Annotated in this window: 9 protein-coding genes; 4 read left to right on the forward strand and 5 right to left on the reverse strand. The window is 61.9% G+C overall.

From position 1 onward, the window contains the following. Window positions 1–270 precede the first annotated feature (270 nt). The 4 genes from map (at window position 271) to ACJ8OK_RS17000 (ending at window position 5,179) form a co-directional block, all read left to right on the forward strand. Window positions 271–1,065 (forward strand): type I methionyl aminopeptidase, encoded by a 795-nt coding sequence (gene map / locus ACJ8OK_RS16985; RefSeq protein ID WP_004931936.1) that lies wholly within the window; start codon window positions 271–273, stop codon window positions 1,063–1,065. 73 nt (window positions 1,066–1,138) lie between these two features. Further along, the gene (gene glnD, locus ACJ8OK_RS16990; RefSeq protein WP_082997453.1) at window positions 1,139–3,793 is read left to right on the forward strand and encodes a bifunctional uridylyltransferase/uridylyl-removing protein GlnD; all 2,655 of its coding nucleotides are present in this window, start codon (window positions 1,139–1,141) and stop codon (window positions 3,791–3,793) included. Between the two features lie 42 nt (window positions 3,794–3,835). Continuing rightward, on the forward strand, window positions 3,836–4,660 hold the full coding sequence (gene dapD, locus ACJ8OK_RS16995) for a 2,3,4,5-tetrahydropyridine-2,6-dicarboxylate N-succinyltransferase (RefSeq protein WP_004931932.1): 825 nt from the start codon (window positions 3,836–3,838) through the stop codon (window positions 4,658–4,660). Between the two features lie 129 nt (window positions 4,661–4,789). Next, a complete protein-coding gene (locus ACJ8OK_RS17000) occupies window positions 4,790–5,179 on the forward strand; it encodes a DUF3461 family protein (RefSeq protein WP_004931929.1) in 390 nt (129 codons plus the stop codon). Window positions 5,180–5,236: 57 nt separating this feature from the next. On the opposite strand, the gene ACJ8OK_RS17005 is transcribed toward ACJ8OK_RS17000, so the two are convergent. The 5 genes from ACJ8OK_RS17005 to ACJ8OK_RS17025 all read right to left on the reverse strand — a co-directional run bounded on the left by ACJ8OK_RS17005 (window position 5,237) and on the right by ACJ8OK_RS17025 (window position 15,400). After that, window positions 5,237–5,689: a flavodoxin gene (locus ACJ8OK_RS17005; protein WP_016929894.1), complete on the reverse strand. Its 453-nt coding sequence runs from the start codon at window positions 5,687–5,689 to the stop codon at window positions 5,237–5,239. A gap of 33 nt (window positions 5,690–5,722) precedes the next feature. Beyond that, window positions 5,723–6,493, reverse strand: coding sequence for a tRNA pseudouridine(65) synthase TruC (gene truC / locus ACJ8OK_RS17010; RefSeq protein WP_033633590.1), 771 nt, complete (start codon window positions 6,491–6,493; stop codon window positions 5,723–5,725). Window positions 6,494–6,553: 60 nt separating this feature from the next. Continuing rightward, on the reverse strand, window positions 6,554–8,902 hold the full coding sequence (gene pbpC, locus ACJ8OK_RS17015) for a penicillin-binding protein 1C (protein WP_261441164.1): 2,349 nt from the start codon (window positions 8,900–8,902) through the stop codon (window positions 6,554–6,556). Window positions 8,903–8,951: 49 nt separating this feature from the next. Then, window positions 8,952–14,927, reverse strand: coding sequence for an alpha-2-macroglobulin family protein (locus ACJ8OK_RS17020; RefSeq protein ID WP_442530736.1), 5,976 nt, complete (start codon window positions 14,925–14,927; stop codon window positions 8,952–8,954). A gap of 146 nt (window positions 14,928–15,073) precedes the next feature. Next, a complete protein-coding gene (locus ACJ8OK_RS17025) occupies window positions 15,074–15,400 on the reverse strand; it encodes a YqcC family protein (protein ID WP_028127529.1) in 327 nt (108 codons plus the stop codon). Between the last annotated feature and the right edge of the window lie 67 nt (window positions 15,401–15,467).

Genomic DNA, 15,467 nt, shown 5'->3' on the forward strand with positions numbered 1-15,467 from the left:
CCTCAGGGCACCCCGGCGGATGTGCCGATACGTGTGTGTTATTTACACAAAATGAGTGCAGTTAAAGTATTTTCGGCCGATTTCCGCCAGGCCACAAGAACCAAGTCGCGGATCGCCGGCGCGCTTTATACCATAAACCCGCCGCCGACACCAACTTTTGTTGCGTTTCGCCGGGCGTCAGGAAATGAAATTTGGCAGCCCCCGGCCGGGCTGATACCATAAGTCACTGCTTCTTATTGTCGACGATAACGACACCTGCGGACGAATTTCATGGCAATCTCAATTAAAACACCTGATGACATCCAAAAAATGCGCGTGGCCGGCCGCCTGGCCGCCGAAGTGCTGGAGATCATCGAGCCGCACGTCAAACCTGGCGTGACCACCGGCGAACTGGACCGTATCTGTCACGAGTACATCACCAACGAGCAGCAGGCCATCTCCGCCTGCCTCGGCTACCACGGCTTCCCGAAATCCGTGTGCATCTCGGTGAACGAAGTGGTGTGCCACGGCATCCCGAGCGACGACAAAACGCTGAAAGACGGCGACATCGTCAACATCGACGTGACCGTGATTAAAGACGGTTTCCACGGCGACACCTCGAAGATGTTCATCGTCGGCAAACCGACCATTCTGGGGGAGCGCCTGTGCCGCGTCACTCAGGAAAGCCTGTATCTGGCGCTGAAGATGGTCAAACCGGGCATCCGTCTGCGCACCCTGGGCAAGGCCATCCAGCAATTCGTCGAGGCCGAGAAATTCTCCGTGGTGCGCGAGTACTGCGGCCACGGCATCGGCGAAGTGTTCCATGAAGAGCCGCAGGTATTGCACTATGACGCGGACGACGGCGGCGTGGTGCTGCAGGCGGGCATGGCCTTCACCATCGAACCGATGGTCAACGCCGGCGACTACCGCATCCGCACTATGAAAGACGGCTGGACGGTAAAAACCAAAGATCGCAGCTTGTCGGCGCAGTATGAGCATACTATTGTGGTCACTGATAACGGCTGCGAGATAATGACGTTGCGCAAGGATGACACCATCCCCAACATCATTACGCACGAGATGTAAGCACTGCGGCGCACGCCGCGTGCAGAATGTCACCAGGCCGGCTTATGCCGGCCTTTTTTATGGGCTGCGCACTATGTCTGACAATCTCCTTCAACCGGCCGTGCCGATGCCGCCCGCCTCTCCCAGCGTCTACGGCGACGACGAGCTCACCTGCCCGCTGCTGAAACAGCGGCTGGAGCAGTTCCAGCTGTGGCTGGCGGCGGCGTTCGACGCCGGATCCAGCGCCGAAAGCCTGGTGGCAGCGCGCAGCGACTTCATCGATCGCCTGCTGCGCCGGCTGTGGACGTTCTACGGCTTTGAAGATATCCCGGAAACCGCGCTGGTGGCGGTCGGCGGCTACGGCCGCGGCGAGCTGCATCCGCTGTCGGATATCGACGTGCTGGTGCTCAGCCAGCGCCGGCTGACGGAGCAACAGTCGCAGCGGGTCGGCGAATTCATCACCCTGCTGTGGGATCTCAAGCTGGAAGTAGGCCACAGCGTGCGCACCCTGGAAGAGTGCCTGCTGGAAGGGCTGGCGGATCTGACCGTGGCCACCAACCTGATCGAATCGCGCATGATCTGCGGCGACGTTGCGCTGTTCCTGCAAATGCAGAAGCATATCTTCAGCGACGGCTTTTGGCCTTCGCCGCAGTTCTTCCACGCCAAGATCAGCGAGCAACAGGAGCGTCATCAGCGCTACCACGGCACCAGCTATAACCTGGAACCGGATATCAAAAGCAGCCCCGGCGGCCTGCGTGACATCCACACGCTGCTGTGGGTGGCGCGTCGCCACTTCGGCGCCACCTCGCTGGACGAAATGGTCGGCTTCGGTTTCCTCACCCAGGCCGAACGCAACGAGCTGAACGAATGCCAGAGCTTCCTGTGGCGCATCCGTTTCGCGCTGCATCTGGTGCTGCCGCGTTACGACAACCGTCTGCTGTTCGATCGTCAGCTCAGCGTGGCGCAGCTGCTGCGCTATGAAGGCGAAGGCAACGAGCCGGTCGAGCGCATGATGAAAGACTTCTACCGCATGACGCGCCGCGTCAGCGAGCTGAACCACATGCTGCTGCAGCTGTTCGACGAAGCCATCCTGGCGCTGGACGCCACCGAAAAGCCGCGCCCGCTGAACGACGATTTCCAGCTGCGCGGCGATCTGATCGATCTGCGCGATGAAACGCTGTTCATCCGCGAGCCGCAAGCCATCATGCGCATGTTCTACCTGATGGTGCGCAACCGCGAGATCAAAGGCATTTACTCCACCACCGTGCGCCAGCTGCGCCACGCGCGCCGCCACCTGAAACAGCCGCTGTGCACCATCCCGGAAGCGCGCGATCTGTTTATGGCCATCCTGCGCCACCCCGGCGCGGTGTCGCGCGCGCTGGTGCCGATGCACCGTCACAGCGTGCTGTGGGCCTATATGCCGCAGTGGGGCAAGATCGTCGGGCAGATGCAGTTCGACCTGTTCCATGCCTATACCGTCGACGAACACACCATCCGCGTGCTGCAGAAGCTGGAGAGCTTCGCCGATCCGCAAACCCGGCCGCGCCATCCGCTGTGCGTGGAACTGTACCCGCGCCTGCCGCACCCGGAACTGCTGCTGCTGGCGGCCTTGTTCCACGATATCGCCAAAGGGCGCGGCGGCGATCACTCGATCCTCGGCGCGGAAGACGTGGTGGAGTTCGCCGAACTGCACGGCCTCAACTCGCGAGAAACCCAGCTGGTGGCCTGGCTGGTGCGCTGCCACCTGCTGATGTCGGTCACCGCGCAGCGCCGCGATATTCAGGATCCGACGGTGATCCAGCAGTTCAGCAGCGAAGTGCAGAGCGAAACCCGCCTGCGCTATCTGGTGTGCCTGACGGTGGCGGATATCTGCGCCACCAACGAAACTCTGTGGAACAGCTGGAAGCAGAGCCTGTTGCGCGAGCTGTATTTCGCCACCGAAAAACAGCTGCGCCGCGGCATGCAAAACAGCCCGGATCTGCGCGAACGCGTGCGCCACCATCGCCTGCAGGCGCTGGCGCTGCTGCGCATGGACAACATTGACGAAGAGGCGCTGCACCGCATCTGGAGCCGCTGCCGCGCCGATTACTTCCTGCGCCACTCGCCGAATCAGCTGGCCTGGCATGCCCGCCACCTGCTGGCCCACGACTCCACCCAGCCGCTGGTGCTGGTCAGCCGCCAGGCGACGCGCGGCGGCACCGAGATCTTCATCTGGAGCCCGGATCGCCCTTACCTGTTCGCCGCCGTCGCCGGAGAGATGGATCGCCGCAACCTGAGCGTGCACGACGCGCAGATCTTCACCAACCGCGACGGTATGGCGATGGACACCTTTATCGTGCTGGAGCCGGACGGCAGCCCGCTGGCGCAGGATCGCCACGCGGCGATCCGCCAGGCGCTGTTGCAGGCCATCACCCAGCGGGAGTACCAGCCGCCGCGCGTGCGCCGGCCGTCATCCAAGCTGCGCCACTTCAGCGTGCCGACCGAGGTCACCTTCCTGCCGACCCACACCGATCGCCGCAGCTACCTGGAGCTGACCGCGCTCGATCAACCCGGCCTGCTGGCGCGGGTGGGCGAAGTGTTCGCCGATCTGGGGCTGTCGCTGCACGGCGCGCGCATTTCCACCATCGGCGAGCGGGTCGAGGATTTGTTTATCCTGGCCGACGGCGAGCGGCGCGCGCTCGACCAAGAAACGCGCAGAAAGTTGGAGCAACGGTTGACAGAGGCCCTCACCCCAAACGATAAAATGTGATACAAGTAACTTTTTACCGACAACATCAGGAAAGAGAACAGCATGCAGCAATTACAGAACGTTATTGAAAGCGCCTTCGAACGCCGTGCGGACATCACTCCGGCGAACGTAGACACCGTAACGCGCGAAGCGGTAAACCAGGTGATCGGCCTGCTGGACAGCGGCGCCCTGCGCGTCGCCGAGAAGATCGACGGTCAATGGGTCACCCATCAGTGGCTGAAGAAAGCCGTGCTGCTCTCTTTCCGCATCAACGACAACAAGGTGATGGACGGCGCGGAAACCCGCTACTACGACAAAGTGCCGATGAAATTCGCCGACTACGACGAAGCGCGCTTCCAGAAAGAAGGCTTCCGCGTCGTGCCGCCGGCCACCGTGCGCCAGGGCGCGTTCATCGCGCGCAACACCGTGCTGATGCCGTCTTACGTTAACATCGGCGCCTACGTCGACGAAGGCACCATGGTCGACACCTGGGCCACCGTCGGTTCTTGCGCGCAGATCGGCAAAAACGTTCACCTGTCCGGCGGCGTCGGCATCGGCGGCGTGCTGGAGCCGCTGCAGGCCAACCCGACCATCATCGAAGACAACTGCTTTATCGGCGCGCGCTCCGAAGTGGTGGAAGGCGTGATCGTGGAAGAAGGTTCGGTGATTTCAATGGGCGTCTACCTCGGCCAGAGCACCCGCATCTATGACCGCGAGACCGGCGAAATCCATTACGGCCGCGTGCCGGCGGGTTCAGTGGTGGTTTCCGGCAACCTGCCGTCGAAAGACGGTTCTTACAGCCTGTACTGCGCGGTGATCGTCAAGAAGGTCGACGCCAAAACGCGCGGTAAAGTCGGCATTAATGAGTTATTGCGCACTATCGACTAAATTGAAATAGCGGGTGATTCACCCGCTATTTTTTTGTCTGCGTTTCGCTGGCAGTCACAGTCGCAGATCTCGCTTTCCGCCATAATCGCAGTCGTGGAATATAACGATCACATCTAAAGAGGGCGCAGTATGTACGATAACTTGAAGAGTTTGGGCATCAATCAACCGGAAGACGTCGATCGCTATAGCCTGCGTCAAGAGGCGAACAACGACATCCTCAAGATCTATTTCCGCAAGGACAAGGGCGAGTTCTTCGCCAAGAGCGTGAAGTTCAAGTATCCGCGCCAGCGTAAAACCGTGGTGGCGGACAACGCCGGCCAGGGCTACAAGGAAATTCACGAGATCAACCCGAACCTGCGTTACGTGATCGACGAGCTGGATCAGCTGTGCCAGCGCGATCAGGTGGAAGTGGATCTGAAGCGTAAAATCCTCGACGACCTGCGCCATCTCGAAGGCGTAGTGTCGCACAAGATTGCCGAGATCGAAGCCGATCTGGAAAAACTCACCCGCGGCAAATAATGCGGATCGGTTGACCCGCATCATCGCCAAGGCGCCCTTTTGCGGCGCCTTTTTACTTTACGATTGCAGCAGCGTGCCCCACTGCTCGACCCACGGGCAGGCGGCCACTTCCGGTTCCGGCTGTTCCATCGCATCGATCTCCAGCACTTCGCCAACGCGGGTGGCGCCCTGCTCCTGCAGCAGCGCGTCGAACGCGCGCCCGGCGCCGCAGAAGTTGTCATAGCTGCTGTCGCCGAGGGCGATCAGCCCATAGCGCAGCTCCGGCTGATAGCCAACCTGATCGCGGATAGCGTGGAACAGCGGCGCGATGCTGTCCGGCAGATCGCCCTGCCCGGTGGTGGAGGTGATCACCAGCGCGTAGTGCTGACGATAATACTGCCAGGCCTCCAGCGTGCCCTCTTCGAACAGTTTGACCTCATGGCCCTGCTCGCTGAGGATATTTTGCGCCTCTTCCGCCACCAGCAGCGAATTGCCGTAGACCGTTCCCACGAAGATACCAACCTGAGCCATGGCTCCTACTCCCTTCATTACCTTTAAAAATTGTCAGCTATCCTGACCGTTAGCCGCGCTAAACTCAACCCCGGCAAGTTCAGGGAATACCCCCGCCCAGCCGAACTGCGCCATCACCCCTTGCCAGGCTTCGTCCCAGCGCGCCGTCACCTGCAGCGGCTCGCCGGTCACCGGGTGCGTCAGCTGCAGATGGCTGGCGTGCAGCATCAGGCGCGGGCAGCCGAAATGCTGCGCCATCCCGCGGTTCTGCCGCAGATCGCCGTGCTTACTGTCGCCGATGATCGGATGGCGCAGGTGCGCCATATGGCGCCGCAGCTGATGTTTGCGGCCGGTTTCCGGCTGCAGTTCCACCAGGCTGTACCGTGCGCTGTCGTAGCGGCCGACGGCCACCGGCATCTCCACCTGCGCCAACGGCCGGTAATGCGTTACCGCCGGCTGCGGCCCCTTATCGGCATCGGCATGTTTATCGGCGATTTTGTCCAGCTCCGCCGTCAGCGGATAATCGAGGGTCGCCCCCTCCTGCACGTAACCCCGCACCACCGCATGGTAGGTTTTCTGCACCTGATGTTGTTCGAACTGCTGCGACAGCAGGCGCGCCACCTCGCTGGACAGCGCCATCAGCAGCACGCCGGAGGTCGGACGATCGAGACGGTGCACGGTAAAAACGTGCTGCCCGAGCTGATCGCGCACCGTCTGCATCATAAAGCGGGTTTCATGACGATCCAGCCAACTGCGGTGCACCAACCAACCCGACGGCTTGTTCACCGCCACCAGGTGTTCATCCTGATACAAAATCTCAATCACATCACGTTCCCAGGTCAATAGCCGTTTCGGGCGCGAGTATAACAGGCATGAGACGCAACGCTAGTTCACCCATTCGATGGTCACCAGCCGCGTATCGGCGCGGCCGCGCTCGTCCACAGCCCGAATGCGGTAGCGCCCGTTGTCGATAGGCCGCCAGTCGATCGGCTTTTTGCTGGCGCTGCTGCCGAGATAGATATCGTCGACGAACCAGTACACCGTCTTGCTGTCGGCGTCCGTCACCGCATTGAAGGCGATTTTGTCCCGTCCCTGCTGCGACTGGCGCAGGGTATAGGTGGTGTTTTTCAGCGGTGAAGTGATGCGCGGCGCGCTGCCGCCGACGGCGATGCCGTTGTCCTTGCAGCGATTGATCGGCGGCGCCCGCTTCGGCAACCCGGCCTGAGCGAACACATTGGCCAGATCGGAAGGCCAGAACTCAAAGATTTCGGTGCGGGTCTGCGCCGCATCATACGGCGGGCAAACGACCTCACCGCTGTGAATATCCAGCACCACCGGCCGGTAAACGCTGTCGACCTTGATCGGCGACTTGCCGGGAATGAACCAGGTCTTGCCCTTTTGCTGGCACCACGGCGTCGGCAGATCGCCGCTGGCGAGACAAATGTCCACCCGCCGCAGCCGTTTGGGGAACGGATGCTTCGGTTCCCGCAGGCCGGGGTAACTGGCGTTGACGCTGTCGATGATGTTGAAGAACAGCGGCGCGGCCGCCTCGGCGCCGACCAACGCATTGTTGCCGCGCCCGTCGAAGTTGCCTTCCCACACCACCAGCACATAAGGGCCGAAAATCCCGACGCTCCAGGCGTCGCGAAAGCCCCATGAGGTGCCGGTCTTCCAGTACACCGGCAGCGACGAAGAACGCTGCGCCAGCGTATCGCCCGGCCGCCGGTGCTGGCGCAGCATATCCAGCGTGATGAAACTGGCCTCCTCGCTCAGCAGCCGTACCGGCGTCGATTCGGCCTGGTTCAGCTGCATGCGAAGCGGCCGCAGCTCGCCGCGGTTCGCCAGCAGCGCATACAGCTTCGCCAATTCCTGCGCCGTTACCTCGCCGCCGCCCAACACCAGCGACAGTCCGTAGTGGCTCTCGTTGGCCATATTGGCGACGCCGGTCAGGCGCAAGAACTGATAAAAGGTTGGCTGACGCAGCTGCGAGGCGACATAGACCGCCGGAATATTGCGGCTGAAATTTAACGCGTCGGTGGCGGTCACCGGGCCGAGAAAGCGCCGATCGAAGTTTTCCGGCGCATAGGCGCCGAACGACGAAGGCACGTCTTTAAGAATGGTCATCGGATGCAGCACGCCCTGCTCCATGCCCAGCGCGTAGATGAACGGCTTCAGCGTCGATCCCGGCGAACGCTTGGCGTTGGTGCCGTTCACCTGCCCCTGAATCGGACGGCTGTAATAGTCCGCCGATCCCACCAGCGCGCGCACCCCCATATCGCGGCTGTCCACCAGCAGCACCGCGGCGTTTTGGATGCCGCGGCTGCGGTTGCGGGCGATAAAGGCGTTGACCTGTCGTTCGACCAGCCGCTGCAGCCCGGCGTCCAGCGTGGTGTCGACGCGGGTATCGCGCTGTACCAGTTGCTGCGTCTGCAGGCGCAGCTGTTCGATAAAGTGCGGTGCGATATAATGCACTTGTTCAGGCTGCCGCAGCGCCAACGGCAGGCGGAACAGCGTTTGCTGACTGGCGTCGGTGGGGTAAACCTGTTGCCAGCGCAGGAACAGACGGTTGCGCGCCTGCGTCAATGCGGCGCCGAGCACGCCGGTTTTCGGCTCCAGACGGTAGCTGGGCGACTGCGGCAACACCGCCAGCGTCAGCGCCTCCGGCAGGGTCAAATCCTTCGGCGACTTGGCGAAATAGATCAGGCTGGCGGCGCCGATGCTTTCAATGTTGCGGCCGTAGGGCGCGTAATTCAGATAGGCTTCCAGGATATCGCGCTTGGAGTAGCTCAGTTCCAGCTGCACCGCGCGCAGCACCTGTAACACCTTGCCGCCCGGCGTACGGGTATTGAGATGCCAGCGCATCCGCGCCAGCTGCATGCTGATGGTCGAACCGCCCTGCATTTTGCCGCCGGCGACATAGCTGCGCCAAAAACCGCGCATCAGGCTGACGGGGTTAAAGCCGGGGTTATAGTAGAACCAGCGATCTTCGTGCAGCAGCAATCCGTGCACCGCCAGCGGCGACACTTGCTCCAGCGGGGTCCACAGCCGGTAGCGATCGTCGTTGGCCAGCGTAATGCGCAGCAGCGCGCCGTGCCTGTCGTAATAAACGGAAGACTGCGGCAGCCCCTGCCACAGGGGCGGATGCGGCCACAGCCGAATTGCGGTCAACAGCAACGCCAGTAAAAACACCGCCATCAAGCCGTTTTGCAGCACGCGCCCGGTCAGGATCTTCATACGTTCTCAGCATTCCGGCGCCAGACGCTGGCCTGGCGCCGGATATGGTCTAGTCGTTGCCCGCCGGCACCACCGCCAGCTTGCCGCCGCCGACCGACATGGCCTGCACTTCACGGTCATACATGGCTTCGCCATAGGCCGGTGGAACAATAAAGCTGCCGGTATTGGTGGCTTTGATTTGATAAACGAACTCCTGCACTTCGGTGCCGGCGCTGCCGTAGATAATCACCCGATCTTCGCGGATATCGCTGTAGTCCGGCGCCCAGGTTGAGCCGGAGGCGGCCAGCGGCGACTGCCAGCCGCCGCGCTCGTCGCTCTCCTCGCCGGCGTCGGCCGGCTCCGGCGGCGTCTGCTGCACCACTTCGAACCCGCCCGGCAGCAGATCGACGATCGCCAGATTGCTCTGCCCCTCTTTCGAGTTGGCGCGCACCTTCAGATGGACGTTGATCTTCTGCCCCAGCGTCACCTGCGTCACCGGCTTGCCCTGTTCGTCGGTGTAATCGCGGACGATCTCAATTCCGCGCGACAGCGCTTTTTGCGGCGCATTCAGATCGTAACCGGCCTGCGTCACCACATACCAGGCCGGCGCGCTGCCGCCGTTGGTGAAGCGCACCGCGGTGGCATCGGCGTTAAACTGCCCCTGCACGAACAACCCTTGCAGCTCGCTGATGCGCTGCGGGTCGCCGTCGCTTTTGCCCACCTGCACGATGCCTAACGCGTCCGCATTGGCGGATTGCGCCGCCACCTGGGCCGAATAGCTTTCCAGCGCCAGGATGCTCATCGCGGAAGAGTAGGTGGTGTAACGCTCTTCTTTCAATGCCTTGACCATATTCTCCAGCACCTGCGGCGGGATCGACGCCACCTTCTCCGGGAAGTGACGGGTAATCAAATACAGCCGCGTCGCATCCTGCACCAGCGGATCGAAATAGTTCTGCGTCCACCAGGCGCTGTCATACGCCTTGCTCAGTTGCTGCCAGCTCGGTTGCAGCAGCGCGGCGGCTTCGTCGTCCATCTTCAACAGGCGATAGGAAGAGGCCAGATACAGCGCGCTCAGATCGGTTTTCCACCCCTCGCCATAGCGTTTTTGCAGCGTATCCTGCACCGCCGCCAGCGAGTTGGTGGTCACTTCGCCCTGCAGCGTCAGCAGGTAAGCCGCCCAGCTGCGCAGGCGCAGCAGATACAGATCGTCGAATCCGCTGGCCGCCAGCTCGCGCAATGCGCCGTTGGCCTCGTCCAGCATGCCTTCCGGCAGGGCGTAGCCCGCCGCTTTGGCTTCGAGCAGATACTGCACCACATAAGGCGTGACGAAAGGATCGGCATCCGGCGACGAACGCCAGGCGCCGATCGCCCCGCTGTCGTTCTGACGGGCGCGCAGCACGCCCAGCAGATTGCGCAGCTGCTTGCTGACTTCCGCCTGGCTCAGGCTGCTTTTCATCTCCGGATGACGGCTCTGCAGCATCAGCGGAATGGAGCGGCTGACGATCTGCTCGGAACAGTAATACGGGTAATCCGCCAGGTATTGCGCCAGCCCGCTGGTCAGCACCAACGGCGAATTCGACACCGCCGCCCGGCGTTGCGCGAAAGCGTCGAACATCTGGCGCAGACCGTCGACGTTTTGGCTGCCGCCGCTCATGCGCCCCATCACCGACTGGGTGCGGTACGGCGCCGCCGGCCGCACCGAGGTGCTGACGGTGCGGCGGCTGGCCTGGTCGCCGTAACGGGCGTCGAACACCAGCGGCGCATCGCCCAGCGCGGCTTTGGCGCGCAGGCGGAAGGTGATAACGCCTTCGCGTTTTTCCGCCAGCGTCAGGCTTTGCGTCGCGTTGCCCACCACCTCCAACTGCGGCGGCGGCGTCAGCAGGACGTTGATGGCCACCGACTGGCCGTTCAGCCCTTCGAGGTTGTTGCTGACGCCCACGCTGACGTCGAACTCATCGCCCGGCGCCACCATCGCCGGCACGTTCGGCGTCATGATAAAGCTGTCGCGCACCGTGGCGGCGGTTTGCGCCTTGCCGATTTTTTCCGGCGTCACCGAAATCGCCATGACGCGGATCTTGCCGTTGAAGTAATCCGGCACCGGGTAGACGAACTGCTTCTCGCCGCTGACTTCGGTAATGCCGGACCAATAGGCCACCGGCTTGTCGCGCTTGCGTTTGAACGGGTTGAGGTTGAGATCCAGCCCTTCGCCCGCATCGCCGCCCGGCGCCGCGGTCAGCGCCATCAGCTTGCTGAATTCCGGCAGGATCAGATCGAGGATCTGCGAGCTGCTCACGTTCAGTTCGCGCTTGCTGAAGAAGAACTCCAGCGGATCCTTCAGGCGGTAACGCGCCACCTGCAGAATGCCCTCATCGACGGCGAACAGCGCCACCTGCTGCGGCGCATCAGTCTTGACCGTCATCGTCAGGTTTTCACCCGGCTTGATGACCTCCGGCGCCGTCACCTCGAGGCTGTTTTGGCGCGCCTGGGTGCTGATCTTGAACGGCATCACGCCGTAGCTCAGCGGGCTCATGAAGATCTCGCTGGAGTTGATGTCGCGCACGAACTGCACGTTGATGTAGCCGTTGCCCTCCATGCCGGCTGGCACGCGGATCGTCTGCACCGAGCTGGTGGTATCGGTGTGGAACCACTGCCAGGCGTAAACCTTGTCCTTTTCAATGGTGATCAAGCCGCTACCGGTATAAGGCGCGTTGATCGCCACCTCGATCTCTTCGCCGGGCAGGTATTCCGCCTGGTTGAGTTTCAGCTTCAGTTCGGCATTGCGATCCAGCGAACGGCTCAGGTTGGCGTTGCCGGCCACGCTGTAGGCGACGCGATTGAGCGTCTTGCCCTGCGCATCTTCAATCACCAGCACGAAGTCGCCAGGCTTATCGGTCGCCAGCCTCAGATCCGCGCCCTGCTCGCTCAGCGCCAGCGGCTGTTCCGACAGCTGCACTTCCTTCATCTTCGACTGGTATTTGTAAACGCCCGAATCCTGTTTGGTCAGCACCGAAATGTATTTCTGCTCGATCAACACCTGCTTCAGGTTCGGCATGGCGATCTGTTTCAGGGTCGGATCGATGGCGATCACGTTCAGATGCCGCTCCGCGTCGCGGTTGATGTAGCCCAGATCGCCGTCGGCCTTCACCCCAATCAGGTAATCGTAAGGCGAAACCAGCGTACGGGCGGTCGCCGCCACCGAGCGCCCGCCGCCGGCAACGAACGCCTCCGACAACAGCTGCAGCTGATAAGTGGCGTCGGCGTAGGATTTCAGATCGAGCGGAATATCGGCCGCGCCGTGCTCATCGGTGGTGCGATCTTCCAGCTCGGTCTCGAACCCGTCGCTGTTTTGCCGGTTTTCGTAGAACGCATAATCCGGGAAGCGATCGAAGCTCGGATACATTGGCCGCAGCGTCAGCCTGGTGGTCACACGGCGATCCTGCGCCGGGGTGCCGAACAGGTTCTGCACATCGATGCTGGCCTTCAGCTCGGACGGTTTTACCCAGCCTTGCTGGCGGTCAGGCGTCAACGCCAGCTTCACTTTCAGCTGATCCGGTTCGAACTCCTTCACATTGACTGCGGTATGGCCGAGCAGCGTGGAGGTATCGTTATTTTTGCCGATCAGATACAGATAGACGTTCCACTCGCCGGTAGGCGAATTTTCATCGGTGGTATAGCTCAGCTCGTTGAAACCGCTGGCGCCCAGCGTCAGCGGCACGGTGGACATCAGCTTATCGCGCGGATCGCGGATTTCGGCGCGCACCGGCACGCCGGCCAGGCCAACGCCCCAGTCGGCGGCGCGGGTGATCAGGCCGATGTTAAAGGTATCCCCCGGCCGATAAACGCCGCGATCGGAGAACAGGTAGCTGCTGAGCGTGCGCGGATCGGTCGGCGTTTGTTCACCGGCAACGTCGAAGCGCGAGAAATCCAGCCCGCGATCGTTATAGCTGCCGGTCGGCAGGAAGGAGACATCCCCTTCTTTCTCCACCAGGAACATCACCGGCTGGCGCTCGTTGGTGTACACATCCAGCGCCGGGAAACGCACGTGCCCATCGGCGCCGGTGGTTTGGCTGAGCAGCGTCACGCCGTTTTTGGCCACCACCGACACGGTGGCGCCGCTGACCGGCGCGCCGCTTTGGATCGACTGCACAAAGACGTCGCGCGTCTTGTCCTGCGAGCTCTTGGCGACGATGCCCAGATCGGTCACCACCACAAAGCGCGAATCGCCGACGTCGGGCTGTTCTTCCCCTTCGCTCTCATCCTGTTCCTGATCCTGCTCGGCGCCCGCCTCTTCCGCCGCCGGTTTTCGGTTCGGCTGCCATTCAGACAGCGTCAGCAGGAACACCCCGCGATGGGAACTGGCGTTGGTGGAGAGATAGCGGGAAAGATCGATGCCCTGATAGTTCACTTCCCCCGGCCGCTCGTTGTTGAGCGCCGTCTGGTATTTGAAATGCTCGGTGAAATATTCGTCGTTGAGCCGGTTGAATTCCGTGGAGGAGTATTCCCGGCTTTTGAAGGAGACGATGTGCTGCAGCTGGCTCGGGATCACCCGTTTGATGTCCAGCCGCAGGCCCGCCACGTTGCGCGCCGCCACGCTGATCTGCTTGTCGCCGTTGACCGACAGCAGGGAGCCCTGCGACATGAACTGCAGCGATTTCGGGAACTCCGGCACTTCGACCACGCGGTAAACCTTCTTCGGCATTTTGTAACCGCCGGCGGAAACCAGCTGGTTATCGATCTCGAGCAGCACAAAGCGGTGCGCCGGGGCGTCGAAACGGAAGCTGAACTGCGGTTGGTAAGCCTCTTCCGCCTCGTTAAGCGTCAACGGCAGCGGCGTCGCCTGCGCCAGCACGTTTTTACCGACGCTGTCGACCGTCCATTGATAGAAATCGTCGGCATCGTCGGCGGCCTCGGCATCGCTCGGATCGTGCTGCGGCAGCAGCCAGGCTTTCGCGGCCCGCGCCAGCTCTTTATCCTTCACCGCATCGCTGAAACCGACCACCAGGGCACGCTGCCCTTGGCCGCCGTCGGTATCCACCACCTGGGCGCTGGCGTCGCTCAGCGCCAGGCTGTACAGCGTCGGTACTTTGACCCAGTTGCTTTTCGCCTCTTCGACCGCATTGCCGGCCGCCGTCGATTTAACGCCCTTGCCGACGGTCAGATGCACTGCCCCGCCCTGATCCAGCGCCTGCAGCGGCTCGGAATGCACCCAGGCGTTCAGTTTTTTCTCGTCATAGACCAGAGAGAAATTCAGCTTTTTCTCGGAGGTGGCGCTGCCTTCTTTCAATCTCAGCGAAATCTGTTTTTCAAAGCTGCCGACGTCAACCGGCGCGTTGAACTGCAAATTGAAGATCGCGCTGCGTTTTTGCGCATTTTGCGGATCGCGGTAATACTCGGCCTGCCCCAGGCGGTAATCGAACGCGGGCACGGTGAAGGCATAACGGGTTTTGACTAGCTTGACCTGCGGCGCCAGCAACGTGGCGGGTTCAAGGGTCACCTCATATTTCGCGCCCATCGGCAGCGGCTTTTTCGCCGTGAACACCAGTGTCGACTCATTGCTCCATGCCCACTGCCCTTCCGCCGACGGTTTCAGAGTGATGCCGGCGCTCACGGTTTTGCCCGCCGCGGTTATCGGCGCAGCCGAGCCGCTGAAGGTCAGGCTCACCGTTTGCGGCGCCTGCCGGGCGGCGGCGTAGTCTATCGGCTCGGGGTTGGACAACTCGGCGTTGATCTCCTGAACCACCATCGGCGCAGGTTCAATCGGTTGGGGCCGGTTTTGCCACCAGTGCCAACCGTAAAATGCGCCGCCCGCAACGCCTGCCAGCAGCAGCAGGCTCAGACCGACCGCTTTCGGGTGTTTATCCACGCCGCTTTCCAGCCGCAAAAAACCGCGCGGCAGCGCAGCCCACCAGGCCGGCGCACGCCAGCTGAGGTTGCCGACCAGCGGTCTCAGCAACCGCCCCAACAGCGACAACGCCCCGCCCAGCAGGCGACAAACGCCCTTAACCAGGGTAAAAGGCAAACGCAGGATAAACCTTAATAAATCCATTATTGCAGCACCTCATCATCCTAATGCAGCTCCCGGTCAACCGCCGCGGTTAAACCGAGCCGAAAGACGCCGTCGGCTCTCCTGCCCGGCATCCGCGCGAGTACTCTACACTGCCGGGCGGCAAAAATCTGCGCGCCGCCGGCGCATTACGGCTCTTTATTCAACATCAAATCCAGCTGTTGCAGCAGCACCAGCAGCGGCAGACTGCTCGGTTCACGATCTTTCAACGCCTCTTCGAAATAAGGCGTGATGGCGAAGCGCGTCGGCAACGGCGCCTCGGCGTCCAACAACGCATACATGCGCGGCAAGAACACCCACTGCAGCCAGGCTTCGGCCGACATGCTGTCGATGCAGAACGGCTCGGTGCTGGAGAAAGCCTCATGCTCAGGGGGCGCGGCCTGCCACAGCGCCAGATCGCGCATGGATTGTTCAATCGCCTGCAAACTGCGGCGCACCTGGTTATGTATACTCATCTGCATTCCCGATCTCTTTTCATCATGGTATTCAGCGCTCTGGCTGAAAGGCGGCAAAGCATAGCAT

This window comes from Serratia sp. CY71090 (genome assembly GCF_052166845.1).
Lineage (GTDB): Bacteria > Pseudomonadota > Gammaproteobacteria > Enterobacterales > Enterobacteriaceae > Serratia > Serratia nematodiphila.

Excerpts from the sequence above, each read along its gene's own strand:
- map (WP_004931936.1), top strand. The coding sequence starts at position 271 with ATGGCAATCTCAATTAAAACACCTGATGACATCCAAAAAATGCGCGTG.
- glnD (WP_082997453.1), top strand. The coding sequence starts at position 1,139 with ATGTCTGACAATCTCCTTCAACCGGCCGTGCCGATGCCGCCCGCCTCT.
- dapD (WP_004931932.1), top strand. The coding sequence starts at position 3,836 with ATGCAGCAATTACAGAACGTTATTGAAAGCGCCTTCGAACGCCGTGCG.
- ACJ8OK_RS17000 (WP_004931929.1), top strand. The coding sequence starts at position 4,790 with ATGTACGATAACTTGAAGAGTTTGGGCATCAATCAACCGGAAGACGTC.
- ACJ8OK_RS17005 (WP_016929894.1), bottom strand. The coding sequence starts at position 5,689 with ATGGCTCAGGTTGGTATCTTCGTGGGAACGGTCTACGGCAATTCGCTG.
- pbpC (WP_261441164.1), bottom strand. The coding sequence starts at position 8,902 with ATGAAGATCCTGACCGGGCGCGTGCTGCAAAACGGCTTGATGGCGGTG.
- ACJ8OK_RS17020 (WP_442530736.1), bottom strand. The coding sequence starts at position 14,927 with ATGGATTTATTAAGGTTTATCCTGCGTTTGCCTTTTACCCTGGTTAAG.
- ACJ8OK_RS17025 (WP_028127529.1), bottom strand. The coding sequence starts at position 15,400 with ATGAGTATACATAACCAGGTGCGCCGCAGTTTGCAGGCGATTGAACAA.